The sequence below is a fragment of the Kitasatospora sp. NPDC001540 genome (assembly GCF_042894345.1).
Taxonomy (GTDB): domain Bacteria; phylum Actinomycetota; class Actinomycetes; order Streptomycetales; family Streptomycetaceae; genus Kitasatospora; species Kitasatospora phosalacinea_C.
The window spans coordinates 173,915-193,955 of sequence record NZ_JBIAVO010000008.1 but is presented as its reverse complement, the minus strand read 5'-3'; the positions used below and the strand labels follow the sequence as shown (position 1 = coordinate 193,955).

The 20,041-nt window shown below is 75.4% G+C and carries 26 protein-coding genes and 1 pseudogene; 12 read left to right on the top strand and 15 right to left on the bottom strand.

The features are described 5' to 3' along the window. Nucleotides 1-4 precede the first annotated feature (4 nt). The 4 genes from ACFY00_RS13335 to ACFY00_RS13320 all read right to left on the bottom strand — a co-directional run bounded on the left by ACFY00_RS13335 (nucleotide 5) and on the right by ACFY00_RS13320 (nucleotide 3,847). Nucleotides 5-583: an SsgA family sporulation/cell division regulator gene (locus ACFY00_RS13335; RefSeq protein WP_388030594.1), complete on the bottom strand. Its 579-nt coding sequence runs from the start codon at nucleotides 581-583 to the stop codon at nucleotides 5-7. 208 nt (nucleotides 584-791) lie between these two features. Further along, nucleotides 792-1,079 (bottom strand): hypothetical protein, encoded by a 288-nt coding sequence (locus tag ACFY00_RS13330; protein WP_388030592.1) that lies wholly within the window; start codon nucleotides 1,077-1,079, stop codon nucleotides 792-794. A gap of 150 nt (nucleotides 1,080-1,229) precedes the next feature. Continuing rightward, nucleotides 1,230-2,582, bottom strand: a complete 1,353-nt coding sequence (locus ACFY00_RS13325) for a histidine-type phosphatase (RefSeq protein ID WP_388030591.1) — start codon at nucleotides 2,580-2,582, stop codon at nucleotides 1,230-1,232. Nucleotides 2,583-2,743: 161 nt separating this feature from the next. After that, nucleotides 2,744-3,847: a glycoside hydrolase domain-containing protein gene (locus ACFY00_RS13320; protein WP_388030588.1), complete on the bottom strand. Its 1,104-nt coding sequence runs from the start codon at nucleotides 3,845-3,847 to the stop codon at nucleotides 2,744-2,746. Nucleotides 3,848-4,006: 159 nt separating this feature from the next. Here ACFY00_RS13320 and ACFY00_RS13315 point away from each other — a divergent pair, with 159 nt between their 5' ends. Both ACFY00_RS13315 and ACFY00_RS13310 read left to right on the top strand, forming a co-directional pair. Beyond that, nucleotides 4,007-4,450, top strand: a complete 444-nt coding sequence (locus ACFY00_RS13315; RefSeq protein ID WP_388030587.1) for a BlaI/MecI/CopY family transcriptional regulator — start codon at nucleotides 4,007-4,009, stop codon at nucleotides 4,448-4,450. Between the two features lie 3 nt (nucleotides 4,451-4,453). Then, nucleotides 4,454-5,401 (top strand): M56 family metallopeptidase, encoded by a 948-nt coding sequence (locus ACFY00_RS13310; protein WP_388030586.1) that lies wholly within the window; start codon nucleotides 4,454-4,456, stop codon nucleotides 5,399-5,401. 95 nt (nucleotides 5,402-5,496) lie between these two features. Here the strand turns inward: ACFY00_RS13310 and ACFY00_RS13305 are convergent, their stop codons facing one another. The 4 genes from ACFY00_RS13305 to ACFY00_RS13290 all read right to left on the bottom strand — a co-directional run bounded on the left by ACFY00_RS13305 (nucleotide 5,497) and on the right by ACFY00_RS13290 (nucleotide 8,653). Continuing rightward, on the bottom strand, nucleotides 5,497-6,345 hold the full coding sequence (locus ACFY00_RS13305; RefSeq protein WP_388030584.1) for an SDR family NAD(P)-dependent oxidoreductase: 849 nt from the start codon (nucleotides 6,343-6,345) through the stop codon (nucleotides 5,497-5,499). Continuing rightward, nucleotides 6,342-6,941, bottom strand: a complete 600-nt coding sequence (locus tag ACFY00_RS13300) for a TetR/AcrR family transcriptional regulator (protein ID WP_388030582.1) — start codon at nucleotides 6,939-6,941, stop codon at nucleotides 6,342-6,344. The genes ACFY00_RS13305 and ACFY00_RS13300 overlap by 4 nt, the downstream gene beginning before the upstream one ends. 145 nt (nucleotides 6,942-7,086) lie before the next feature. Continuing rightward, nucleotides 7,087-7,839 (bottom strand): aminoglycoside phosphotransferase family protein, encoded by a 753-nt coding sequence (locus ACFY00_RS13295; protein ID WP_388030579.1) that lies wholly within the window; start codon nucleotides 7,837-7,839, stop codon nucleotides 7,087-7,089. 178 nt (nucleotides 7,840-8,017) lie between these two features. Next, nucleotides 8,018-8,653, bottom strand: a complete 636-nt coding sequence (locus ACFY00_RS13290) for an NAD(P)-dependent oxidoreductase (RefSeq protein ID WP_388030576.1) — start codon at nucleotides 8,651-8,653, stop codon at nucleotides 8,018-8,020. Nucleotides 8,654-8,800: 147 nt separating this feature from the next. Here ACFY00_RS13290 and ACFY00_RS13285 point away from each other — a divergent pair, with 147 nt between their 5' ends. The 3 genes from ACFY00_RS13285 to ACFY00_RS13275 all read left to right on the top strand — a co-directional run bounded on the left by ACFY00_RS13285 (nucleotide 8,801) and on the right by ACFY00_RS13275 (nucleotide 11,017). Beyond that, nucleotides 8,801-9,568, top strand: a complete 768-nt coding sequence (locus ACFY00_RS13285) for an SDR family NAD(P)-dependent oxidoreductase (RefSeq protein WP_388030573.1) — start codon at nucleotides 8,801-8,803, stop codon at nucleotides 9,566-9,568. 73 nt (nucleotides 9,569-9,641) lie between these two features. Then, complete coding sequence (locus ACFY00_RS13280) at nucleotides 9,642-10,259, top strand: TetR/AcrR family transcriptional regulator (protein WP_388030571.1); 618 nt, start codon at nucleotides 9,642-9,644, stop codon at nucleotides 10,257-10,259. A gap of 335 nt (nucleotides 10,260-10,594) precedes the next feature. Next, on the top strand, nucleotides 10,595-11,017 hold the full coding sequence (locus ACFY00_RS13275; protein WP_388030570.1) for a hypothetical protein: 423 nt from the start codon (nucleotides 10,595-10,597) through the stop codon (nucleotides 11,015-11,017). On the opposite strand, the pseudogene ACFY00_RS13270 reads toward ACFY00_RS13275, so the two are convergent. Continuing rightward, nucleotides 10,936-11,238 (bottom strand): annotated as a pseudogene (locus tag ACFY00_RS13270) (transposase); the annotation flags it as partial. The gene ACFY00_RS13275 and the pseudogene ACFY00_RS13270 overlap by 82 nt on opposite strands. 83 nt (nucleotides 11,239-11,321) lie before the next feature. Continuing rightward, nucleotides 11,322-11,885 carry a hypothetical protein gene (locus tag ACFY00_RS13265; protein ID WP_388030568.1) on the bottom strand — a complete coding sequence of 188 codons (564 nt, stop codon included), beginning with the start codon at nucleotides 11,883-11,885 and terminating at the stop codon, nucleotides 11,322-11,324. Here ACFY00_RS13265 and ACFY00_RS13260 point away from each other — a divergent pair. Then, nucleotides 11,884-12,006, top strand: coding sequence for a hypothetical protein (locus ACFY00_RS13260; RefSeq protein WP_388030566.1), 123 nt, complete (start codon nucleotides 11,884-11,886; stop codon nucleotides 12,004-12,006). The genes ACFY00_RS13265 and ACFY00_RS13260 overlap by 2 nt on opposite strands. A gap of 149 nt (nucleotides 12,007-12,155) precedes the next feature. Here ACFY00_RS13260 and ACFY00_RS13255 read toward each other — a convergent pair whose 3' ends face one another. Continuing rightward, nucleotides 12,156-12,662 carry a DUF6542 domain-containing protein gene (locus tag ACFY00_RS13255; RefSeq protein ID WP_388030564.1) on the bottom strand — a complete coding sequence of 169 codons (507 nt, stop codon included), beginning with the start codon at nucleotides 12,660-12,662 and terminating at the stop codon, nucleotides 12,156-12,158. Nucleotides 12,663-12,896: 234 nt separating this feature from the next. On the opposite strand from ACFY00_RS13255, the gene ACFY00_RS13250 reads away from it, so the two are divergent. The 3 genes from ACFY00_RS13250 (at nucleotide 12,897) to ACFY00_RS13240 (ending at nucleotide 14,728) form a co-directional block, all read left to right on the top strand. Beyond that, the gene (locus tag ACFY00_RS13250; protein ID WP_388030562.1) at nucleotides 12,897-13,562 is read left to right on the top strand and encodes a transglycosylase SLT domain-containing protein; all 666 of its coding nucleotides are present in this window, start codon (nucleotides 12,897-12,899) and stop codon (nucleotides 13,560-13,562) included. Between the two features lie 84 nt (nucleotides 13,563-13,646). Next, the gene (locus ACFY00_RS13245; RefSeq protein ID WP_388030561.1) at nucleotides 13,647-14,225 is read left to right on the top strand and encodes an EF-hand domain-containing protein; all 579 of its coding nucleotides are present in this window, start codon (nucleotides 13,647-13,649) and stop codon (nucleotides 14,223-14,225) included. Nucleotides 14,226-14,302: 77 nt separating this feature from the next. Beyond that, nucleotides 14,303-14,728 carry a Clp protease N-terminal domain-containing protein gene (locus tag ACFY00_RS13240; protein ID WP_388030560.1) on the top strand — a complete coding sequence of 142 codons (426 nt, stop codon included), beginning with the start codon at nucleotides 14,303-14,305 and terminating at the stop codon, nucleotides 14,726-14,728. Here the strand turns inward: ACFY00_RS13240 and ACFY00_RS13235 are convergent. After that, complete coding sequence (locus tag ACFY00_RS13235; RefSeq protein ID WP_388030559.1) at nucleotides 14,709-15,104, bottom strand: hypothetical protein; 396 nt, start codon at nucleotides 15,102-15,104, stop codon at nucleotides 14,709-14,711. The genes ACFY00_RS13240 and ACFY00_RS13235 overlap by 20 nt on opposite strands. A gap of 101 nt (nucleotides 15,105-15,205) precedes the next feature. Between ACFY00_RS13235 and ACFY00_RS13230 the strand changes: the two genes are divergently transcribed. Beyond that, nucleotides 15,206-15,949, top strand: coding sequence for a VIT family protein (locus ACFY00_RS13230; RefSeq protein WP_388030556.1), 744 nt, complete (start codon nucleotides 15,206-15,208; stop codon nucleotides 15,947-15,949). 111 nt (nucleotides 15,950-16,060) lie between these two features. Here ACFY00_RS13230 and ACFY00_RS13225 read toward each other — a convergent pair whose 3' ends face one another. Continuing rightward, the gene (locus ACFY00_RS13225; protein ID WP_388030555.1) at nucleotides 16,061-17,158 is read right to left on the bottom strand and encodes a chemotaxis protein; all 1,098 of its coding nucleotides are present in this window, start codon (nucleotides 17,156-17,158) and stop codon (nucleotides 16,061-16,063) included. A gap of 83 nt (nucleotides 17,159-17,241) precedes the next feature. After that, entirely contained in the window at nucleotides 17,242-17,694 is a 453-nt protein-coding gene (locus tag ACFY00_RS13220) for a DUF2809 domain-containing protein (protein WP_388030553.1), read from the bottom strand. 150 nt (nucleotides 17,695-17,844) lie between these two features. Here ACFY00_RS13220 and ACFY00_RS13215 point away from each other — a divergent pair, with 150 nt between their 5' ends. Next, nucleotides 17,845-18,369 (top strand): 2'-5' RNA ligase family protein, encoded by a 525-nt coding sequence (locus tag ACFY00_RS13215; protein ID WP_388030550.1) that lies wholly within the window; start codon nucleotides 17,845-17,847, stop codon nucleotides 18,367-18,369. Nucleotides 18,370-18,376: 7 nt separating this feature from the next. On the opposite strand, the gene ACFY00_RS13210 is transcribed toward ACFY00_RS13215, so the two are convergent. After that, complete coding sequence (locus tag ACFY00_RS13210; protein ID WP_388030548.1) at nucleotides 18,377-19,462, bottom strand: epoxide hydrolase family protein; 1,086 nt, start codon at nucleotides 19,460-19,462, stop codon at nucleotides 18,377-18,379. A 111-nt stretch (nucleotides 19,463-19,573) separates the two neighbouring features. Between ACFY00_RS13210 and ACFY00_RS13205 the strand changes: the two genes are divergently transcribed. Then, complete coding sequence (locus ACFY00_RS13205; protein WP_388030546.1) at nucleotides 19,574-20,038, top strand: MarR family winged helix-turn-helix transcriptional regulator; 465 nt, start codon at nucleotides 19,574-19,576, stop codon at nucleotides 20,036-20,038. Nucleotides 20,039-20,041 lie beyond the last annotated feature (3 nt).

Genomic DNA, 20,041 nt, shown 5'->3' with positions numbered 1-20,041 from the left:
CGCCTCACCCCCCGGCCCCGGCCCCGCCCCCCTCCTCGTCCTCTCCGAGGAGGCGGCGGAGCAGCGCGTCGAGGTCGACGTGGTCCCGTTCGCAGCCGACCGGGACCACGCACTCGGTGCGCCGCAGGAAGGCCCGGAGGGCGGGGGCGGGGACGCGCAGCAGGGCGCTGGCCTCCTCGCCGTGCAGCGAGAGCAGGACGTGGCCGCGGTCGGGGCCGCGTCCGGGGGTGACGGACATGTCGCCGAGGCCCGCGGGGCGGGTCAGTCCGGCGAGCAGGACGTCGCGGGAGAGCGCCCAGGTCACGGGTTCGGGCAGGTCGGCGTGGTTGTCGAGGTGGACGGTGTAGGGCTCGTCGGCGCGGTAGCGGAGACGGGCGACGACGGGGACGTGCAGCCCGGGGGCGAGGACGACCTCCACCACCAGGTGCACCGTCGGCCGGGCGGTGCTGCAGCGCTGCGGCGGCACCAGGAGCGGGTCGGGGTCCTCGAAGTCGGGCTCCTCGGCGTCGAGGTCCTCGAAGTCGGGCTCCTCGGCGTCGGGGTCTTCGAAGTCGGGGTCCTCGAAGTCGTCGAAGGGGTTCACCGGGCCCCGCCCCTTGCCCGCCCCGCCCAGGGGAGAAACGATTCTTCACTTGCTCCGCGGTCACCCGCTGCGCGCCGCAGCGCCTCTGGAACGTGCACGCCAGGACAACGACGCCGGGCCCGATCGGTGACACCCCGCTCGGTCCGTCCCCGAACGGGCCCGCTCCGGCCGGGCCCGTTCGGGGACGGGCCCGCCGCGGCCGGGGCCGCTACGTCCGGGCGAGCCGGCGGGCCAGGTCCTCCAGGTAGGCGTCCCCGTACGCGTCGGCCAGGTCGTCCAGGTCGATCATCGGCGGGATGTCGATGACGGGCTGGCGCTCGACCAGGAACGCCACCGTCTCGCGGACGATCCGCCCCTCGTCGCCCCCGGCCAGGCCGGGCCGCTCCAGCACCCCGTCGGTGACCCGCACCTGCGTCGCCGCCTCCACCGCCCCGTCCGCGACCCGGACCAGGTACTCGTGGTCGCCCAGGGACTCCACCCGGATGTCAACTGCCATGGCGCAGGTCGTCCTTCCCGTCGGTGCTCGGCCGTGCGGCGCTCCCGGTGCCGCGTCACCTGCCGGTTCTGCCGACGGGTGGCGGCCGCCTCCACCATACGACCTGCGCGCACCGCCGCCGCCCGCCGCCGCCCGTCCGCCCACGGGGTGTCAGCTCCGGCCGAAGCAGCGCTCCAGCTCGTCCAGGTCGTAGAAGGAGGAGCCCTCGGCGATCGGGTGGCAGTCGGCCTTGAACGCGGTCTCCCGCTCGTTGTAGAGCATCCGCACCAGGTGGCTCGGCTCGCCCTTGCCGTCGGTGGCGGACCGGTACACGTCCCACTGGATGTTGGCGGCCATCGGGGAGACCTGCGCGCCGCGCCACGGGTTGTTCGCGTAGCTGTAGGGCTCGGCCGGGTCGGCCTGCCGGGTGCTGCCGGGCAGGCCGAGCAGGGCGGCCAGCGGCTCGATCTCCTCGGCGTGGGTGAAGCGCAGCACGGCGCCCGCGGTGCCGGTGCCGTCGGCCCGGTGCTCGGCCTGGGCGAACAGGTCGTCGAGCAGGACGCCCGCCATCTTGTAGGTGACGGTGCGTCCGGTGAAGCCGGGGCCCTTCTGGTAGAACTCCTCGGCGTCGTCGAGGTAGCCGAACCACTGGGCGTCCGGGGGCGTCAGGAAGCGGTCCAGGTCGGTGCCGTGGGTTTCGACGGCCAGGTCGGGGGCGGCGCTGTAGAGCGCGTACAGCGCGCGGGCGAAGGCGGTCTGCTGCTCGGTGGTGAGGGTGTCGGCGAAGGCGGCGGTGAACAGGCGGCGGACGGTGTGCCGGGCGGCCTCGGCGGTGCGCGGGTCGGCGTCGACGGCGGCCAGGGCGGCGGCGAGCTGCGGGTCGTGGGCGAGGTACGCCTGGTAGTCGGCGTTCTGCGGCTGCTTGTGGAAGTACAGCAGGTTCTTGTCGGTGACCGGGGCGGCGATCACGCCCGCGAGGGCGGGTTCGCCCGCGACCAGCCCGGCGGTGAAGGCGTTGGCGCTGGCGGTGGCCCGGGTGACGCCGGAGGTCTCGACCACGATCGGCTCGTGCCGGGCGGCGATCGCGTCGAACAGGCCGGGCAGCCGCCGCTCCGTCCGCAGCGCGGTCTGCCGCTGCTCGTCGGCGCCGCGGGCGGAGAGGTTGCCGTAGCCGATCGAGGCGGCCGCGGCGAGCAGCGTCCTTACCTGCGGGGCGAGTTGGGCACCGAGGCCGGTCAGGCCGTCGGCCTGCTCGGCCCGGGCGAGCAGGGCCAGCACGGCGTCGCCGTCCTCGCTGTCGCTCATCGCGCGGGAGCCGTGCCGGGCGACGTTCTCGGTGAAGACCGGCGTGTAGCCCGCGGGGACGGGCTGGTAGCGCCCGGGGTCCTGCTGCGGGGCGTAGGGGGTCTTGGTGCCGTAGCTGTCGCTGCGGGCCTGGCCCTGGGCGTCGGCGGTGCCCGCGGTCGCGAGGGTGGCGGCCAGGGCGGTGGTCAGGGCGGCGGCGAGCGCGGCGGTGCGGTTCACGGTGGGAGCCTCTCGGAGCGGAGGTCGACCGGTCCGTCCCGGTCGACCGCCGCACCCTGCCAGCCCTGTTCGAACGGCCGCCCACCCGCGGCCGATCGCCCGGCGTCCCCGGGGTGAACGCCAGGTCCCGCGCCGGGAGTTCCCCGGGCCCGTGCGGGGTGTCAGCCGACGACCGCGACCGGGGCGTCCCAGGCGTTGCGGTCGACGGTGACGGTGGCGCCGCCGTAGGTCTCCTTCTGGTTGATCTGGTACTGGTGCCCGCGGCGGTGCCCGCTCCACAGGCCGGAGGCGAACGGGAAGCTGCCGGTGGTGTCGGCGGCGCCGTCGTAGCGGGCGTACCACATCGCGTCGGGCAGGTCGGGGGCGTTCCTCCCGGCGGCCTCGGCGATGCCCGCGGCGCTGGAGGAGGCGAAGCCGTAGTACCCGGCCCAGTAGCCGGAGCCGTGCACGGCGCGGTTCCAGGACTGGACGTAGGCGAGGACGGCGTCGGCGCAGGAGGTGTCGGCGGTGTTGTAGGCCTCGACGTCGAGGTAGAGGGTGCTGCCGGGGCGCATGCCGAGGGCGGCGGCCTTGGCGACGGCGTCGTTGCCGTCGGTGGTGCCGAGCGGGACGGCGGTGTCGGCGGTGAGCTTCTCGGGGCTGCTGCCGGTCTGGCAGGGCGGCTGGGCGCCGACGTACAGCGGGATGAGCTTCCAGCCGCTGCTGCTGACGGACTTGACCCAGCCGGCGGTGAGCTGGGGCTGGGCGCAGCCGCGGTTCCTGCCGCCGATGTAGACGGCGGCGGCGCCGTAGGGGCTGGTGCCGCGCCAGGCGTTCATGGTGGCGAGGCCGGGGGCGGTGCAGGTGTCGAAGGCCAGGCCGGTGAAGGTCTCGGGGGCGGTGCCGGGCTTGGCGACCGGCGCGGCGGGCGGGGCGGCGGCGGTGCCCTTGCCCGTCGGGCTCGCCCCGGAGGCGGAGGCGGACGCCGAGGGGGAGGCCGGGGCCGACGCGGAGGCGGACGCGGACACCGAGGCGGAGGCAGAGGCGGACGCGGAGGTCGACGGCGAGGCGGCGGCCTCGGCGCTCCCGTCGGGTATCGGCGTGCCGGTGCCGCCCTCGGCGGTGGCGGCGGGGGCGGCCGCGGGGTGCTCGTCGCCGCTCCCGGCGGCGGCGAGCGCGGCGGCGCCGGAGCCGATCACCAGGACGGCGGCGGCGGAGAGCAGGACGGCGCGGCGGTTGCGGGGGCGGCGGCGTCCGGACGACTCGCGGGCGCGGTGGTTCGACACGTGCTCTCCACTGGGGGTGATCATGCGGTGGTTCCGCACACCATAGCGGGTACTTGGCGAAGCCTTTACCCTCTGCCCGGGCGGCGGGGGCGGCCCCCTAGGATGGAGGGCGAACTGTCCGAGTCGGGCGCGGGGCGGCCGTGCCGGAGGGAGTCTCCCATGGAGTTGGCGGGCGTCGACCCGGGGCACGGCGAGGGCGACGAGGGCGGACGGCCGCGGCGGCGCGGGCAGGGCGAACTGGCCACCGAGGTGCTCTCGGTGCTGCACCGGGCGCCGGGGCCGGTCACGGCGTCCTGGGTGCAGGAGCAGTTGGGCGGCGAGCTGGCGTACACCACGGTGATGACCATCCTGTCGCGGCTGCTGGCGAAGCAGGCGGTGGTGCGCAGCCGGGCGGGCCGGGCGTACGTCTGGTCGGCGGCGGCGGACGCGGCGGGGCTGACGGCCCGTCGGATGCGCCGCCTGCTGGACACCGAACCGGACCGGGACGCGGTGCTGGCCTCCTTCGTGACGGCGCTGACGCCCGAGGACGAGCAACTGCTGCGCTCGCTGCTGAACGCGGCGGAGCCCTCCCCGGGGGGCGGGAGCCGGGGCGACGGGCGCTGAGCGATGGGCTTCTTCGTCTTCCTCCCGCTGGTGCTGCCGCTGACCTCGCTGCCGATCGCGCGGCTGGCCGAGCACCACCTGCACCCGCGCAACGCGGTGCGGCTGCTGTCCTGGATCGGCGTGACGATGGCGGTGTGCAGCACGCTGGCGCTGGGCCTGCTGTTCGTGGTGGGCACCGCGCAGATCCCCGGGAACCCGCTGCCGGACAGCTGGTCGGACCCGGAGATCCGGACGGCGGTGCCGTTCCACGAGGCGGTGGGCACCACGGCGGTGGTGGGCCTGGTGACGGTGCTGACCGCCTGTTCGCGCTCGCTCCGCCGCCACCTGCGCATCCGGGCCCGGGCGCAGCGGGCGCTGGCCCTGGTGCCGCTGCCCCCGGCGCCGCTGGACCCGGACCTGGTGGTGCTGCCCGACCCCGAGCCGTACGCGTACGCGGTGCCGGGCGGGCCGGGCCGGGTGGTGGTGTCGACGGCGATGATGGACAGCCTGGACGCGGACGAGCAGCGCGCGCTGCTGGCGCACGAGCGCTCGCACCTGGCCAACCGCCACCACCGCTACCTGCTGGCGGCCCAGTTGGCGAGCTGCGTGAACCCGTTCCTGCGGCCGCTGCAGAGGGCCGTCGGGTACGCGACGGAGCGCTGGGCGGACGAGGAGGCCGCCGGTTCGGTCGGTGACCGCCGCCTGACCGCCCGCGCGGTGGCCCGGGCCGCCCTGGTCACCCGTGGCAGCGGCCCGGCCCCGTCCTTCGCCGCCTTCGCCGCCCCCGGTCCGGTGCCCCGCCGGGTCACCGCCCTGCTCAGCCCCGCCCTGGGCGAGGCCTGGCCGCCGCCCGCCTCGCCCGCGGGCCTGGCCGCGATGGTCGCCGCCGCGGGCACCGCGGTCTCGGCCGTCTCGGCCCTGAACGCGGCGGTGGCGCTGCTGCTGCTGGTCAAGGCGGCGACGCCCTGGTGAGGACCGGCCGCCGCTGAGGGCCGCCCGAGGGGCGGGCACTCACCGCACTCACTGTCCCGTATCGCCCGTGCCGCCCCCGCCGGCCCCGGGCGCGGTCAGGCCGGCTCGGGCAGCGGGAAGCTGCGGCGCATCAGGGCGTCGAAGGCCGCGTCCGGCAGCAGGCGCTTGGCGAGCATGGTGGAGCGGGCCAGCGCGCCGATCGCGTACCGGGCGCGCGGCCGGGCGACGGTCGCGGCGCGGACGATCACCTTGGTCGCGGCCTCCGCGGGAACGGCGCCGTTGCGACGGGTGAACGTCCGCTGGGCGTACATGTCGACGAGCCGGGTGCGGAAGGAGCGGTACGGGTCGGCGGGGTCGGCGGCGGGGTGCATGGTGCCGACCGCGGTGGCGCCGAACTCGGTGATGGTGGGCCCGGGTTGGACCACGACGACCTCGATGCCGAACGGTGCGACCTCCAGCCGCAGCGAGTCGCTGATCGCCTCCACCGCATGCTTGCTGGCGTGGTAGAAGGCGCCGCCGGGCGGAGAGAAGCGGCCCGCCATCGAGGAGATGTTGACGATCCGGCCCCGCCCGGCGCGGCGCATCCCGGGCAGCACCAGCTGGGCCATCCGGACCAGGCCGAAGACGTTGGTGTCGAACTGGGCGCGGACCTGGTCCGGGGTGGCGGACTCCACCGGCAGGTGCAGCCCGTACGCGGCGTTGTTGATCAGGACGTCGACGCTGCCGTGCGCGGCCTCGACCGCGGCGACGGCGGCGGTCATCGAGCGCTCGTCGGTGACGTCGAGCGGCAGGGTCGCGATGCCGAGCGCGGCCAGGTCGGCGAGGGTCTCGGGGCGGCGGGCGGTGGCGTACACCCGGTGGCCGAGGCCGTGCAGGGCCAGGGCGGCCTGGCGGCCCATGCCGGAGGAGCAGCCGGTGATCAGGACGGTCCGGGGCGGGGTCATCGGTCGGCCTTTCGGTGGAGGAGGTCCCAGACGGCGGCTTCGGCGCGGTCCAGGTCTTCGGCGGGGAGGGCGTCGAGGCCGCCCGCCGGGCGGAGGAGCTTCACCAGGCCGGCGAAGGCGCCGAGGGCGAGGCCGACCAGCTGCTCGGCGTCGCCGTCGCGGATCGCGCCGGCGTGCTGGCCGCGCTCGATGAAGTCGGCGGCCAACCGGTGCAGTTCGTCGGCCAGGGCGCGGCTCTCGGGGTCGAGGAAGGTGTCGTGCTGCTGGTGCTCCAGGAACACGAAGGCGTCCGGATGGGCGCTCGCGTAACGGGTGAAGCCGCGCCAGAAGCGGGCGAACTCCTCCCGGGTGGTGCCGGTCGGGCCGCCGTCGGCGAGCGCTCCGGCGAGGGTGTCGAGCAGGGTGCGCTTGGCGTGCCGGAACGCGGCGTTGCCCAGCGCCTCCTTGCTCGGGAAGTACCGGTAGATGCTGCCCACGCCGACGCCCGCGCGCTGGGCGACGGCGGGCATCTGGGTGCCCTCGTAGGTGCGCTCGGCGAACAGCGCGAGGGCGGAGTCGATCAGCAGCCGGTCCAGGTCCGTTCGTTTCGGCGTCACGGAATGAATGTTCATTCCGCTGAGTGGCGGATGTCAAGCAATCTCGCTCCCTCGGGCACCGGATCCCCGGAGGTCGTACCGAGCACGTCTCCTCGCGGACCGGTCGCCCTCCACCGGACCGCGGCTCTCGGCGAACGCGGCACCGCTAGTCGATCGAATGCCGGTTGGCCCGACTCCACGCGACCCGGCCCCGGAGCTCCTCCAGACGGCCTTCGGCAACCCAGGTGGCCTGGGGTTCGTGGCCCTGCTCGGCGAGGCGGCGAACAGCGTCGACGCTCTCCTCCTGGACGGCGATGACGGCGTCGACCAGCCCTGCCGTGCCCGTGACACCGTACGCGGCGGCGAACACCTCGAGGCGGCGGCGCCGGTCGGGCGGGCGGGGGTGGCGCAGCCAGCGCACGCACTCGGCGTCGTCCCGGAACGGAACGGCGTACTCGAGCGCGTAGGCGACGTCGTGCAGCCGCCGTGCCGGACGGGCGTGGTCCCAGTCGAGGATCCCGATCGGCCGGCCGCCCCGCCAGACGACGTTCCACGGCCCGAAGTCCCCGTGGCAGATCACCTCGTCGCCCACCGGCCCGGCGGTCCCGGTGGACCAGCGGGTCGTACCGGCAGGACGGTAGTCGGCGACGGCGTCGTGGTACTCGCGCAGCAGACGGGCGAAGGCGATCAGGCCCCGGTCGTTCACGACCCCGGCCCAGCCGTCCGGACCGGATGCGCCGTCGATCCAGGTCAGCACCTCCCTGCCCTGCCCGTCGAAGCCGAGCACCCGGGGCGCCCGCTCGTAACCGACGGCCTCCAGATGGCGGAGCAGCCCGTGGACCGCCGGTGTCCACGGCCCCGCCGGTCGGTGCACCGTGTTGCCGATCCGCTCCACGCGGCCGAGGTCCCGAGAGGTCACGTGGCCAAGGTGACGAAGTATCGGCCGGGACGCAACCGACTGTCGCCTGCGAACCGTGGAGGCCGCCGGGTCGAGGCGGACGGACCGCTCGGCCGTCGGCCGCCCCGAGGTGCGCCGCCCGTCCGGCAACGGGCCGCGCAAGGAGAGCGGGCCCTCGTCCCGGCAGGGCCGCGCCCGGTCACGCGTCGGCGACGTGGACGACCCTCCTGAACGTCTCCGCGTCCCGCAGGTGGGCGACGATCCACGCGGCCACCGTGGCCCGGGCGGCGGTGCCCGCGCGGGGGAGCGGGTGGTCGTACGAGGTCCGCGGGCGCGCGGAGGCCGGCCCGTCCTTGAGCACGGGGACGCGCACGACCGTCCACGGGGTGTCGGACTGCGCGAGCCGGGCCTCCATCCGGACGAGGTCCTGGTGGATCTCCCGGTACAGCCGGTCGACGACGAGAGTGGTCACCAGCCGCTGGGCGAAGGGCAGCCGGGAGGTGTCCAGCCCGGCCGAACTCATCGCGACCAGGTGCCCGACGCCGCCCGAGGCGCAGGCGGCGGTCAACTCCCGTGCGCCGTCGGAGAAAACGGTGGTCGCTCCGCGTCCGGCCGTGCCGAGCGCGGCCACGACGGCGTCCTGTCCGGCCAACACCCCGTGCAGGGAGCCGGGGCGGCCGACGTCGGCACGGGCGGTGAGCGGGGTGCCGCGGGGGAAGGCCGGGATCTTGGCGGGGTCGCGGGCGACGGCCGTGACGGTGTGCCCGGCGGCGAGGGCGAGGTCGACGACCAGACGGCCGGTGCGACCGTTGGCGCCGACGACGGCGATCTTCATCGGTTCCTCCTACGTGACGGTGGGGGCGGTCCTCGCGATCCGCGACCCGTCCTTGTGATTCATTCATACGAGCTGTATGAATGAATGAGTTTCACCACAGGGAACCAGCAGCGGACAGCCGGCGCAAGCCCGAAGGAGCGAGCGGACATGGGAGTTCAGCACACCGACCTGGACGGCAAGGTCGTCGTCGTCACCGGGGGAAGCCGGGGCATCGGCGCGGAGACCGCCCGCGCCTTCGCCCGCCAGGGGGCCGCCGTCGCCGTCCTCGGCCGCGACGGGGCGGCGCTCGCCGCCGTCACCGCCGAACTGCGCGGGATCGGGGACGCGGGTGCCCTCGGCCTGGTCGCCGACTGCACCGACGCGGCGGCGCTCGCCGAGGCCGCCGAGCGGATCGAGGGCGAGCTCGGCCCGGTCGACGTCCTGGCCGCCTTCGCCGGGGGCGACGGCTACCCGGTGCCCACCGTCCGGGAGACCGAGGAGCACTGGCGCTCGGTGGTGGACGGCAACCTCCACGCCACCTTCCTCACCGTCCACGCCTTCCTGCCCGGTCTGCTGGAGCGCGGCACCGGTTCGATCGTCACCATGGCCTCCACGGCCGGCCGGCTCCCCGGCGGCTCCTCCGCCGCCTACGCGGCCGCCAAGGCGGGGGTGCTGATGTTCACCCGCCACCTGGCCCTGGAGGTCGCCGGCCGGGGCGTGCGGGTCAACGCGATCGCACCCGGCGCCGTCCGTACGGAGACCACCGCCGAGCGGATGCCGCCCGAGGTCCGGGCGGCCGTCGCCGCCGCCCACCCGCTCGGGCGCCTGGGCGAGCCCGAGGACATCGCTTCGGCCGCGCTCTTCCTGGCCTCCGGGGCGTCCTCCTGGATCACCGGCCAGACCCTGGACGTCAGCGGCGGCCGGGTCATCCTCTGAGCGGCCCACCGCCGGGATCGGGGATACTGCCGACGCGGAGCGCGCACGTGCTGGCAGGGCGGAGGAGGACGGGATGAGCCCCCGGTCGTACCGGATGGGACAGCGGCAGGCCGAGGTCGACGAGACCAGGGCCCGGATCGTCGCGGCCGCGAGGGCCCAGCTCACCGAGAGCGGGACCCTCTCCCTCGACGCCGTCGCCCGCCGGGCCGACGTCGCCCGCGCGACCGTCTACTACCAGTACAAGTCCAGGACGGGGCTGCTGGAGGCCCTGTGCGACGCCCTCGCGGCCGAAGGCGGCATGGCCCGCCTCGCCGAGGCGTTCGGGCACCCCGACCCCTGGACGGCGGTGGACCGCTTCGTCGAGGTGATGGCGGGCTTCTGGTCGGTCGACCCGGCCTGCACGCGACGGCTGCGCGCCCTCGGGGCCCTCGACGAGGAGGTGGGACGGATCATCGTCGAGCGTGACGCCCGTCGGCGCCAGGGCGCCTCCGTCCTCGTCGGCCGACTGCCCGACGCCCCGCCCGGTGCCGCTTCGCTGCTGTACGTCCTGACCTCCTTCGAGACCTTCGACGCGCTCGCGTCCGAAACCCCCTCCGCGGCCCCCGGGGGCCCCTCCCCCGGATCCCTCGAAGCCGCCGTTCCGTCCGTCATCAGGCTCGCCCGCGCCGCCCTCGGCGCGGCCTCGGGTTAGGCCGCTTCTTTCCGATCATCGGATCGTTGGTTTGATGTGTCGCCGCCTGATGCCCAGTGGGCGCGGACAGAGCCGTTGCCGCCGGACCGGAGCCCGTCAGAAGGGGCCCGGCCGGCGAGCCGCCCGACCATGTCCCCGGACGCTCCCGCGGCGGACCGACCGCCAAGGTCCACCTCGTCGCCGACGGACGCTGCAGGCCGCTCGCGCCGCCAGGACCGACGTCCCGGTGCTGTGGCCCGATGCGGAATTGATATGAACACGCCACTTCATGTTCATGATCACCGGTGATCGTACACCGCGGGAACGACCGTTCACTTTTCGTGGAAAGAGGGACGATGCGCAGGGTTTTCACGGCACTTGCGACCGGGGCGATCACGGCGGCGCTGGGGCTGGCCACCGTACCCGCCCACGCTGCCACGACCGACGTGAACATGTCCTTCGGCATGTCCTACGGCAACAGCACCACCTCGGGAACGATCCACTTCACCGACGGCTACACCGCCACCGTCTCGGGCGCGGTCCACGCCGCCAGCGGACAGCGGAGGATCTGCAGCGAAGCGACGAACGGCGACTACTACCTGAGCGGCCCCTGCAGCGCGTGGGCATCCGCAGGGGGCGCGAACCAGCCGTTCACCTTCGACCTGCGCATCCCCCTCCCGGGCGGCGTCCAGCGCGTCTACCTCACCATGTACGACGAGGGTGGCAGCGGAGTGGCCCGTGAGTACTGCACCCGCAACGGCTGCACGAGGGTGTACTGACCGAGCGGCTTGAGGCGGTTGATCCCGCACTCCGCCGCGTGGCGCTTCTGGGCCTGCTCGGCCTGCACCGTCCCCCATGGTCCGTAGCGCGCCGACAGGTCCCTCCACGGCATCCCGGTGCGGGTGCGGAACCGTATGCCGTTGATCAGCGGCCGCTTGGTGCGCAGCGGAGGCCGGCCGGGCTCGACACCCTGCGGCAGCAGCGGTTCCGGCGCGGCCCACTGGGCGTCCGTCGGATCTCCCCGGGCCGTGGAACGTGATCATCGCATGGCCTTGGTCCACTTCTGGGGGCGGGCCGCTTCCTTCAGCCGGTCCTCGGTGACGGCTCCACGGGTGGCGGCTCGGATGAGTAGCGAGCCCTGTTGGCGTTGAAATGGGCGAGGTAGTAGGTGACACCGTCGAGGTGCAGCTCCATGGGCGGAGGATCGGTGACCAGGGGGGACCAACTGTGCCGACCGTCCAGCTGCGCCTCCATCTTCGGCGTGTTCCAGGAGCGCGCCCACCTCTCCGCCTCTTCCGGGGACCACAGGAAGCGGGCGCCGGACTCCTTCTCCTCGCCGGGCTCCGCCGCTGTCAACGCCCTCACCAGCGCCGGGCTGTAGACGGCGCGGACCCGGAAGTTCACGAGGAACCGCCTCTTGATCACGATTCGCGCGTAACGACGGCTGTTGCCCCGGTGCCGCCCGGCCACGATGACGCTTTCGCCGCCGTCGCCCCAGACCGGCGGTGCGACCCACACCTTCGCCCCCGGCGCGAAGTGCCGATGCCCCTTGCGAATCTCCAGCCCGCCTTCGCCCTGGCTGGTCTCCGGGGCGATGTTGGCCACGATGCACAGGCCCAGCGGCTCAGGTCCGGTTCCATCCGTCATGGCTGCCATCATCGCCAGGCCCGCACACGGTGTCGCGTTCTTTTTGCGGGCCGGACTCGTGGCGCGGAGCCGTCGCGACGCCGGGAGCGTGCTGGGCGCAGCCATCGACGAGCGGCTGTGACCAGCACTTTCACGACACGCCCCAGGGCCCGTCCGGGACTGCGGGGCGCGCGGCCGGTCTCGGTCGACGCGGGGGACGCCGCCCGCCTTCAGCCGGTGGGCCTGCATCTGCCGGGTGGTCGCGGGGGGACGGAGGCGGGGCCCCGGCGTTCAGGTGCGGCGGGCCCTCCGGGTGCGGAGCGCGCGCAGGCCGACGGTCAGCAGGGCGGCGGCGAGGGCGGCGAGCATCCACGGAAACTGGGCGCTGACCAGTTTCAGGCCCTCGGTGCCCAGCCCGGTGCCCCGGTACTTGTCGCCGCGGGCCAGGCAGTCGACGCCCCCGGCCGCCAGCAGGGTGACCACCGGGGCGCCGCTGACCACCCACCACCAGCCCGCCCGGCTGCTGACCAGCGCGGCCACCACCGGCCCGAGCACGGCGCAGACCGCGTAGCCGGCGCCCAGGCCGGGGCCGGCCAGTTCGTCGGCGAGCGCGCCCAGCACCGGGAGGCCGAGCGCGGGCAGGACGGCGGGCGTCCGGTTCCACGCCCGGCCGCCGCGCCCGGCCGCCCGGCGGGACCCGCCGCCGCCGTCGGGGGCGGGCCGCTCCTCCCGTTCGTCCCGCTCGTCCCGTGGCAGCGGTGCGCCGCCGTGCGTGCCGACCGGCCCTCGCCCCGTCATCGCCACCTCTCGTCCACTGCCGCGCCGCGCCTGCGGCGTCCGACCGTTCCGGGCTACAGACGCGTGGCGGGCACCCCCGGTTCCTCTACGCCGCCGTAGAAGTTCGTGCGAGGCGCACAAATCCGCTCCGGGTACGTAAGCTCGCCCCAGGTCGCCGCCCGGCTTCGAACGGCGACCGGCAGAACGCGACAGCCCGGAGAACTCCGGCGACACGTACGGGAGAAGGAGTCAGCGGTGGCGGAACGCGGCGCGAAGTGGCCGTGGGCGGTACTGGCGCTGGCCGTCCTGGGGATCTGGCTGTACGAGCGCGGCGACGACCACCCCGCGCCGCCCGACGCCGCCCCGGCCGCCACCGCCTCCCCCTCCCCTTCGCCCTCCGCCTCCCCCGCGACCGCCTCGCGGCCCCCGGGCGACTACGCGCCGCGGTACTTCGCGGCCGAGGTGAAGCAGTACGCGGCCGAGGCGGGGGTCAACCCGCAGCTGGTGATGGCCGTCCTGTTCAACGAGGCGTACAAGCCACACGGCCCGGACGTCGAGCGCGCCTGGCAGAAGATGAAGCCCGACGCCTCGTTCGGCATCGCCAACATGCACCGCGCCGCCTACGAGGAGACCCGGCAGGGCCGCCCCTTCGCCGACCGCCCCTGGGAGGACCTCCCGGACGACCCGGCGCTGGCCGTCCGCGCCGCCGCCTGGTACCTGCACGACCTGGGCGCCCAACTGCCCGCGCACCCGGCGGCCGCGCTGAGCCGCGACGAGCTGATGGCCCTGGGCTACAACACCGGCGCGGGCAACATGCTGCTCTTCGCCCGCGGCACCAAGCCCGGCGCCGAGGCCCGCGCCTACCTCGACAAGCTGCACGGCAACTGGTCCAGATCCGCGGAGGCCCTCGCCGCGCACTGACACCCGCCGACGGCGCACCGGCAGCGCGGCGCAACGGTCGGATAGGATGACGCTCCGTCAACTACCGCACAACGGAGGGTCACCGTGTCCGACGACCTGCTCATCGCGAAGATCAGCCACGGCTTCGACCACCTCGACGCCGACGGGGACGGGCGGCTGACCGAGCACGACCACGTCCTGATGGGGCAGTCGGTGGCGCGCGCGCTCGGGCACCCGGCCGGGTCCGCGGAGGAGCAGCGGATCGTCGGGGCGTACGTGGCGATCTGGCGGGAGCTGCACCTGCCGTACCTGCCCGCGGGGGCGCAGGAGATGGGCCGGGCCGAGTTCCTGGCATCCACCGCCTCGCTGGCCGACGACCCGGAGGCCGCGGAGGCGACGCTCGGGGCGCTGGCCCGGGCGTTCCTGGCGGTGGCGGACGCGGACGGCAACGGGCGGGTCGACGCGGACGAGTTCTTCGCCTTCCAGCGCGGCCACTTCCCGCAGTTGCGGCGCAGCGAGGCCGACACCGCCTTCGCGCACCTGGACCGGGACGGCGACGGGGAGCTGTCCGCGGCGGAGTTCGAGCGCGCGATCGTCGAGTACTGGACCAGCCGCGACCCGGCCGCCCCGGGCAACTGGTGGGCGGGCAGCCCGCAGGGCGCCCCGGACCCGACCGCGTCCTGACGGCCGCCCCGGCGCTCAACTGGTGCCCGCCGGTTCCGGTTTGACCGGGCGGCGGCGCCCGGGAGAGCCTGAGCGGCATGACGGAGCACGCCCTCGAGCCGACCGACGGCCCCCACGCGCTGGACGACCTGCTGGACGCCGCCCGCGCCGTGGCGGTCGAACGCGGTCACACCGAAGTCACCACCGCGCACCTGCTGCTGGCGCTGCGCGGCCAGGTGCCCGGCGTCGCGCCCGGTGCGCTGGCGGAGGCGGTCGACCGGGCCCTGGCCACGCACACCTGGTGGCCGTTCCCGGTGCCGCCCGGCGAGTTCCCCCCGCTCTCCCGGTACGCGGGCGAGGTCCACGCGCGGCTGCTGGAGGGCGGGCCCGGCCCGCTGGCGGCGCGGGTGCCGCTGGCCGTCCTGGAGTGCGAGCTGGCCGGGCCGGGTCGCCTGGCGCTGCACGCGCTGGGCCTGACGACCCGGCGGGCGCACCGCGAGCTGGTCAGCGCCGCGACCGGCTGACCTTCGGCACCCGCCGGGCGGCGGACCGGCGCTCGGCGAGGTCCGCCACGTCCCGGGTGACCAGGGCGCGGGCGACGGGCAGGCCGGTGCCCGCGGCGGCGGCGAGGCGTTCGCGGACCTGGCGCGGGGTGCGCGGCCGCCAGCCGGGGCCGCAGTCGCAGGCGCCGGAGTCGAAGCGGACGCCTGCGTGCAGCAGTGCGGTGAGCGCCCGCCAGGCTGCGGCGTCCCGGCGGCGGGGGACCTCGAGGTGGCGCCCGGCGTCGATCAGCGGGCCGCGGCAGCGCGGGCAGAGCGCGGTGGTGCCCGTCCGCTTGTAGGAGGCGCGGCAGGGCGGGCAGACGTGGTGTCGGCCGGGCGCGGTCGGGGCGGTGCTCATGCCCGCCATCCTGACGCGCCGCCACCACCAGCGGCCACGCGTTTTCCGGCGACCCGCCCGGGCTGCGGGGTGGAACGGCGCCCGGCGGGCACACTGGCGGCATGACCGATTCCCGCACCGGGGGCACGGGCCCCGCACCGCCGCCGGACCACGACGAGGCGCACGGCGGGGGGCTGGGCGGGCGGTTGAACTGGCTGCGGGCCGCGGTGTTGGGGGCGAACGACGGCGTGGTGTCGACGGCGGGCCTGGTGGTGGGTGTGGCGGGCGCGAACGCCTCGTCCACCGAGCTGTTGACGGCGGGTCTGGCGGGCCTGCTGGCGGGTTCGCTGTCGATGGCGGCGGGCGAGTACGTGTCGGTGAGCACCCAGCGGGACGCCGAGCAGGCGGCGCTGGCGCTGGAGCGGCGGGAGCTGCGGCTGACGCCGGAGGCGGAGCTGGCCGAGCTGGCGGGCCTGTACGAGGCGAAGGGGCTGGATCCGGAACTGGCCCGTCAGGTGGCCGTGCAGTTGACCGCGCACGATGCGCTGGCGGCCCACGCGGAGACCGAACTGGGCATCGATCCGGACGAGTTGACCAATCCGTGGCACGCGGCGTGGGCGTCCTTCGCGGCGTTCACGGTGGGTGCGCTGCTGCCGCTGCTGGCGATCGTGCTGCCGCCGCAGTCGGTGCGGGTGTGGGTGACGGTGCTGGCGGTGCTGGCGGCGCTGGTGGTGACGGGGTGGGCGAGCGCCCGGCTGGGCGGGGCGGAGCCGCGGCGGGCGGTGCTGCGCAACGTGCTGGGCGGCGGGGTGGCGATGGCCGTGACGTACGCGGTGGGGGTGCTGATGGGGGCGTCCACCGGCTGAGGGTCGGACGGGCGAGGGGCCCGCGGCCGGGTTCGGTTCGTCCCGGTGGCGGGCCCCTGGTGGGCGCGGAGGTCAGTGGCGCAGACCAGTGGCGCAGGTCAGTAGCGCAGGTCAGTAGCGCAGGTCGGCGGCGATCCGTCCGGCGTCGGAGAGGGTGCCGTCGGGGACGAAGCTGACGGTGGCGCCGGTGTCGAGGACGCGTTCGATGACCTCGTCGACGATGTCCGCGCGGGCGCCGGGCTCGTCCTCCTCGGCGGGGACGAGGTGGTCGCCGTCGTCGCGGGCGGTGGTGCGGAAGTTCTCCTCGACCACCAGCAGGGCGATCCGGCCCTCGGCGGCGGTCTGCCAGACCTCGTCGAGCCCGGCGGCGAAGGCCTGGCGGCCGCGGGCCTTGTCGAGGCGGGCGAGGGCCTCGGTGATCTCCTGGTCGGCGTGCGCGCGGACGGCGGGCTCGACCGTCTGGCGGACGGTCTCGGCGGTGGCCTGGGCCAGGCCGCCGTGCGGGATCTGCGAGGTGGTGGCCTTGGTGATCGGGCCGACGGCGTCCAGCAGGGCGAGCGCGGGGGCGTCGCCGACCACGTACAGCGGGCGGGGGTCGGCGGCGAGCACCTTGCCGATCGCGGTGTCGGCCTGCCGCAGGAAGGTCTTGGTCTCCTCGTCGCGGAAGGTGCTGGGGGTGTCGCCGATCCGCTCCTGGCGCTCGGGGTCGGGGTTGTCGTAGACCCGCACCAGCGGGAAGCCGTGGGCCTGCTCCTCGGTGACGCGCTCCTGGTTTCCGCCCCACAGGACCACCCGGTCGGCGGCGACCGCGAGCACCCAGTACGGGCGTTCGGCGATCTGCGAGGAGACCAGGTTGCGGGTCAGGAAGGTGTCGGACAGGACCACCCGGGCGGGGGCGGTGCGGCCGAGTGACCAGACCTGGTGCTCGCCGGGGGCGACCAGGATCGCCAGGCCGTCCTCGGCGTGCACCAGGTCGACCTCGGCGACCGCCCTGTCGAGCTGCTCCAGGACGTCGATCCGGGTGGCGCGGGAGACCTCGGGGTCGGCCTGGACCCTCTCCTTCGCCTCCGCCACCAGGTTGCGCAGGCGCACCGGGTCCTGCGCGTTGTCCGGCTCGCGACGGTGCGTGGGCATCAGGATCGACACCGCCGGGTACGGGCGGGGCCGACGCAGCTCGGCGAGGACGGCGGGGCTGAGGGCGGGGTGCATGGAGACCCTTTCCGAAGGCGGTTCGGCCTTCTGTGCGTGGACGCGCGAAGCCTGTGTTCTGCTCCCGAATGTCCCAAATGTACCTATCCGCCCCCTGGCTTGCCCTTCGGCGCGTCGAACCGCCGGACGCGTCGGGCCCGGCGGCGGGCCAGCTGGTGGACGGCGACCAGGGCGGCCGCGCCGAGGGCGTAGCCGGGCAGGTCGGACGGGTCGAAGGTGGTGCCCAGGACGAGGCGGGCGAGCAGGCTGTGCCGCCCGAGCCCGGCGGGCAGCCCGCTCGCCTGGAACAGCTCCACCGCCCAGCTGGCGGCGAGCGCGCTGCCGCCCGCGGTCCACGGGCCGAGGCGGGGCGCGGCGGCCATCAGCACGGTGTAGAGCAGCGCGGTGTACAGCGCCCCGCCGAGCAGGGCGGCCGCCCGCCCCGGCACCAGCCCGGGCAGCGCCAGCCCGAGCAGCAGCACGGCGGCCGCGCCCGCCAGCCAGTACGCCCGGGCCCGTCGCTCCCCCGGCGGATCGGCGCCCTGACCGTGCGCCATTTCCGGTGCGGGGCCCGGTCGGTGGCTCTCGGGGCGGGGCGGCGGGCGCCGGTCGGTGGTGCGCATCCGCCCAGCCCATCACACGGGGCGGCGGGCGCGGCCGCCGGGGCGGGTTCCCGCCGACGCGGGGGCGACCCCTACGGTGTGGGCATGCGGACCATCGAGTTGACCTGCGACCCGGCCTTCGACCGGGCGGTGCGGGCGGTGTGGCGGCTGCTGGCCGACGGCGGGGTGGACTCCCTCGCGGACAACCCGCACCCGGGGCACCGCCCGCACCTGACCCTGGCGGCGTGCGGGGAGATCGCGCCGGACCGGCTGGCCGCCGTGAGTGAACTCCTGTCCGCCGCACTGCCGTTACCGGTGCGGCTGTCGGGCCTGCTGTCCTTCTCCGCGCGCAGCCGCCGCCGGGTGCTGACCTGGGGCGTGGTGCCGGGCCCGGAGCTGGTCGACCTGCACCGCGAGGTGTGGCGGCTGCTGGCGGACGCGCCGGACCCCGACCCGCACTACCTGCCGGGCCGCTGGATGCCGCACCTGGGCCTGACCCGCCGGGTGAAGCCGGAGGCCCTGGCGCTGGCGCACCGCCTGCTGGGCCGCCACCCGGACCTGGTGGGGGCGTTCGACGCGGCCCGCTCCTTCGACGCGGGCAGCCAGTCGACCGTCCCGCTCGGCGGCTGACCCGCCGTCAGGGGGCCGCGGTGAGCGCGGTGAAGAACCGCCGGACGTCCTCGGCGAGCAGGTCGGGCACCTCCATCGCGGCGAAGTGGCCGCCGCGGTCGAACTCCGACCAGTGCCGGACGCGGTAGCGGCGTTCGACCAGCGGGCGGACGGCCAGGGTGATGTCGTGCGCGAAGACCGCGACGCCGAGCGGGACGGGGCAGGGGGTGGCGCCGCGCGGGGTCTCGCGGGCGAGGCGGGCGGAGGAGGCGGCGGTGGCGGTCAGCCAGTACAGGCTGACGTCGGTGAGCAGGCGCTCGTCGTCGACGGGGGTGGCCGGGTCGGTCCAGTGCGCGAAGCGTTCGGCGATCCAGGCGAGTTGGCCGACCGGGGAGTCGGTGAGGGCGTAGCCGAGCGTCTGCGGGGTGGTGGCCTGCAGGGACTGGTAGGGCGGCCGGTTGGCCTGGAGGGCGCGGACGGTGTCGAGCCGGGCCTCGTCGGCGGCGGAGAGCGGTCCGGCGTCCGGGTCGGGCGGCAGCGGCAGGTAGGTGACGTGCGCGCCGACGACCCGGTCGGGGGCGTGCGCGGCGAGGGCGGTGGAGATGCCCGCGCCGAAGTCGCCGCCGTGGGCGCCGTAGCGTTCGTAGCCGAGGCGGTGCATCAGTTCGGCCCAGGCGCGGGCGACCCGGGCCACGTCCCAGCCGCGTTCGCGGGTGGGGCCGGAGAAGCCGAAGCCGGGGATGGACGGGACGACCAGGTGGAAGTCGCGGCGCAGCGGTTCGAGGACGTCCAGGAACTCCAGGAAGGAGCCGGGCCAGCCGTGGGTGAGGACCAGCGGGAGGGCGTCGGGGTCCTCGGCGCGCAGGTGCAGGAAGTGGATCCGCTGGCCGTCGATCTCGGTGGTGTGGTGCGGGAGTTCGTTGAGCCGGGCCTCGTGGGCGCGCCAGTCGTAGCGGGTGCGCCAGTGCTCGGCGAGTTGCCGGAGGCGGGCCAGCGGGAAGCCGTAGTCCCAGCCGGCGCCGTCGATCTCGTTGGGCCAGCGGGTGCGGGCGAGGCGGTCGGCGAGGTCGTCGAGGTCGGCCTGCGGGACGTGGATGCGGAAGGGCTCGATCATGGGGTGTCACCTCGGGGTGGCCGGTGGCGCAATCGTTAGCGCCACAAACGTTCGTCGCACTAATGAAGGTAGACTGTTAGTGGCACTAACGCAACAGTGGGAGGACCGAGCATGAGCCCCGCACCCGAGGACGCCACGCCCGAACGGCTGCGCGCCATCCCCAGCCGCCTGCTGGCCGGGGCCGCCGCGGCCGCCGACCGGCTGGTGAACGAGCGGCTGGCCGCCGAGGGGGCCCGCAAGTGGCACTTCGCGGTGCTGGTCGCGCTCGCCGAGACCGGCCCCGCCAGCCAGTCCGAGCTCAGCCGCCGCACCGGCGTCTACCGCAGCGACATGGTCGCCGTCCTGAACGAGCTCGCCGAGGGCGGCTACCTGGTCCGCGACCCCGACCCGGTCGACCGGCGCCGCAACGTCATCACCCTCACCCCCGCCGGCCGCGACCGGCTGCGCCGCCTCGACGCCCTGGTCACCGCCGCCCAGCAGGACCTGCTCGCCCCCCTCTCCCCCGCCGAACAGGCGGAACTCACCCGCCTGCTCGCCCTGCTGGACGCCCGCCACCGCCCCCCGCACGAAGGCTGACGG

What these genes read in the sequence shown, in the direction of transcription:
- ACFY00_RS13330 (WP_388030592.1), bottom strand. Translation starts at nt 1,079, where the DNA reads ATGGCAGTTGACATCCGGGTGGAGTCCCTGGGCGACCACGAGTACCTG.
- ACFY00_RS13315 (WP_388030587.1), top strand. Translation starts at nt 4,007, where the DNA reads ATGGAGTTGGCGGGCGTCGACCCGGGGCACGGCGAGGGCGACGAGGGC.
- ACFY00_RS13310 (WP_388030586.1), top strand. Translation starts at nt 4,454, where the DNA reads ATGGGCTTCTTCGTCTTCCTCCCGCTGGTGCTGCCGCTGACCTCGCTG.
- ACFY00_RS13305 (WP_388030584.1), bottom strand. Translation starts at nt 6,345, where the DNA reads ATGACCCCGCCCCGGACCGTCCTGATCACCGGCTGCTCCTCCGGCATG.
- ACFY00_RS13290 (WP_388030576.1), bottom strand. Translation starts at nt 8,653, where the DNA reads ATGAAGATCGCCGTCGTCGGCGCCAACGGTCGCACCGGCCGTCTGGTC.
- ACFY00_RS13285 (WP_388030573.1), top strand. Translation starts at nt 8,801, where the DNA reads ATGGGAGTTCAGCACACCGACCTGGACGGCAAGGTCGTCGTCGTCACC.
- ACFY00_RS13280 (WP_388030571.1), top strand. Translation starts at nt 9,642, where the DNA reads ATGAGCCCCCGGTCGTACCGGATGGGACAGCGGCAGGCCGAGGTCGAC.
- ACFY00_RS13275 (WP_388030570.1), top strand. Translation starts at nt 10,595, where the DNA reads ATGCGCAGGGTTTTCACGGCACTTGCGACCGGGGCGATCACGGCGGCG.
- ACFY00_RS13260 (WP_388030566.1), top strand. Translation starts at nt 11,884, where the DNA reads ATGGCTGCCATCATCGCCAGGCCCGCACACGGTGTCGCGTTCTTTTTG.
- ACFY00_RS13265 (WP_388030568.1), bottom strand. Translation starts at nt 11,885, where the DNA reads ATGACGGATGGAACCGGACCTGAGCCGCTGGGCCTGTGCATCGTGGCC.
- ACFY00_RS13255 (WP_388030564.1), bottom strand. Translation starts at nt 12,662, where the DNA reads ATGACGGGGCGAGGGCCGGTCGGCACGCACGGCGGCGCACCGCTGCCA.
- ACFY00_RS13240 (WP_388030560.1), top strand. Translation starts at nt 14,303, where the DNA reads ATGACGGAGCACGCCCTCGAGCCGACCGACGGCCCCCACGCGCTGGAC.
- ACFY00_RS13235 (WP_388030559.1), bottom strand. Translation starts at nt 15,104, where the DNA reads ATGAGCACCGCCCCGACCGCGCCCGGCCGACACCACGTCTGCCCGCCC.
- ACFY00_RS13230 (WP_388030556.1), top strand. Translation starts at nt 15,206, where the DNA reads ATGACCGATTCCCGCACCGGGGGCACGGGCCCCGCACCGCCGCCGGAC.
- ACFY00_RS13225 (WP_388030555.1), bottom strand. Translation starts at nt 17,158, where the DNA reads ATGCACCCCGCCCTCAGCCCCGCCGTCCTCGCCGAGCTGCGTCGGCCC.
- ACFY00_RS13220 (WP_388030553.1), bottom strand. Translation starts at nt 17,694, where the DNA reads ATGGCGCACGGTCAGGGCGCCGATCCGCCGGGGGAGCGACGGGCCCGG.
- ACFY00_RS13215 (WP_388030550.1), top strand. Translation starts at nt 17,845, where the DNA reads ATGCGGACCATCGAGTTGACCTGCGACCCGGCCTTCGACCGGGCGGTG.
- ACFY00_RS13210 (WP_388030548.1), bottom strand. Translation starts at nt 19,462, where the DNA reads ATGATCGAGCCCTTCCGCATCCACGTCCCGCAGGCCGACCTCGACGAC.
- ACFY00_RS13205 (WP_388030546.1), top strand. Translation starts at nt 19,574, where the DNA reads ATGAGCCCCGCACCCGAGGACGCCACGCCCGAACGGCTGCGCGCCATC.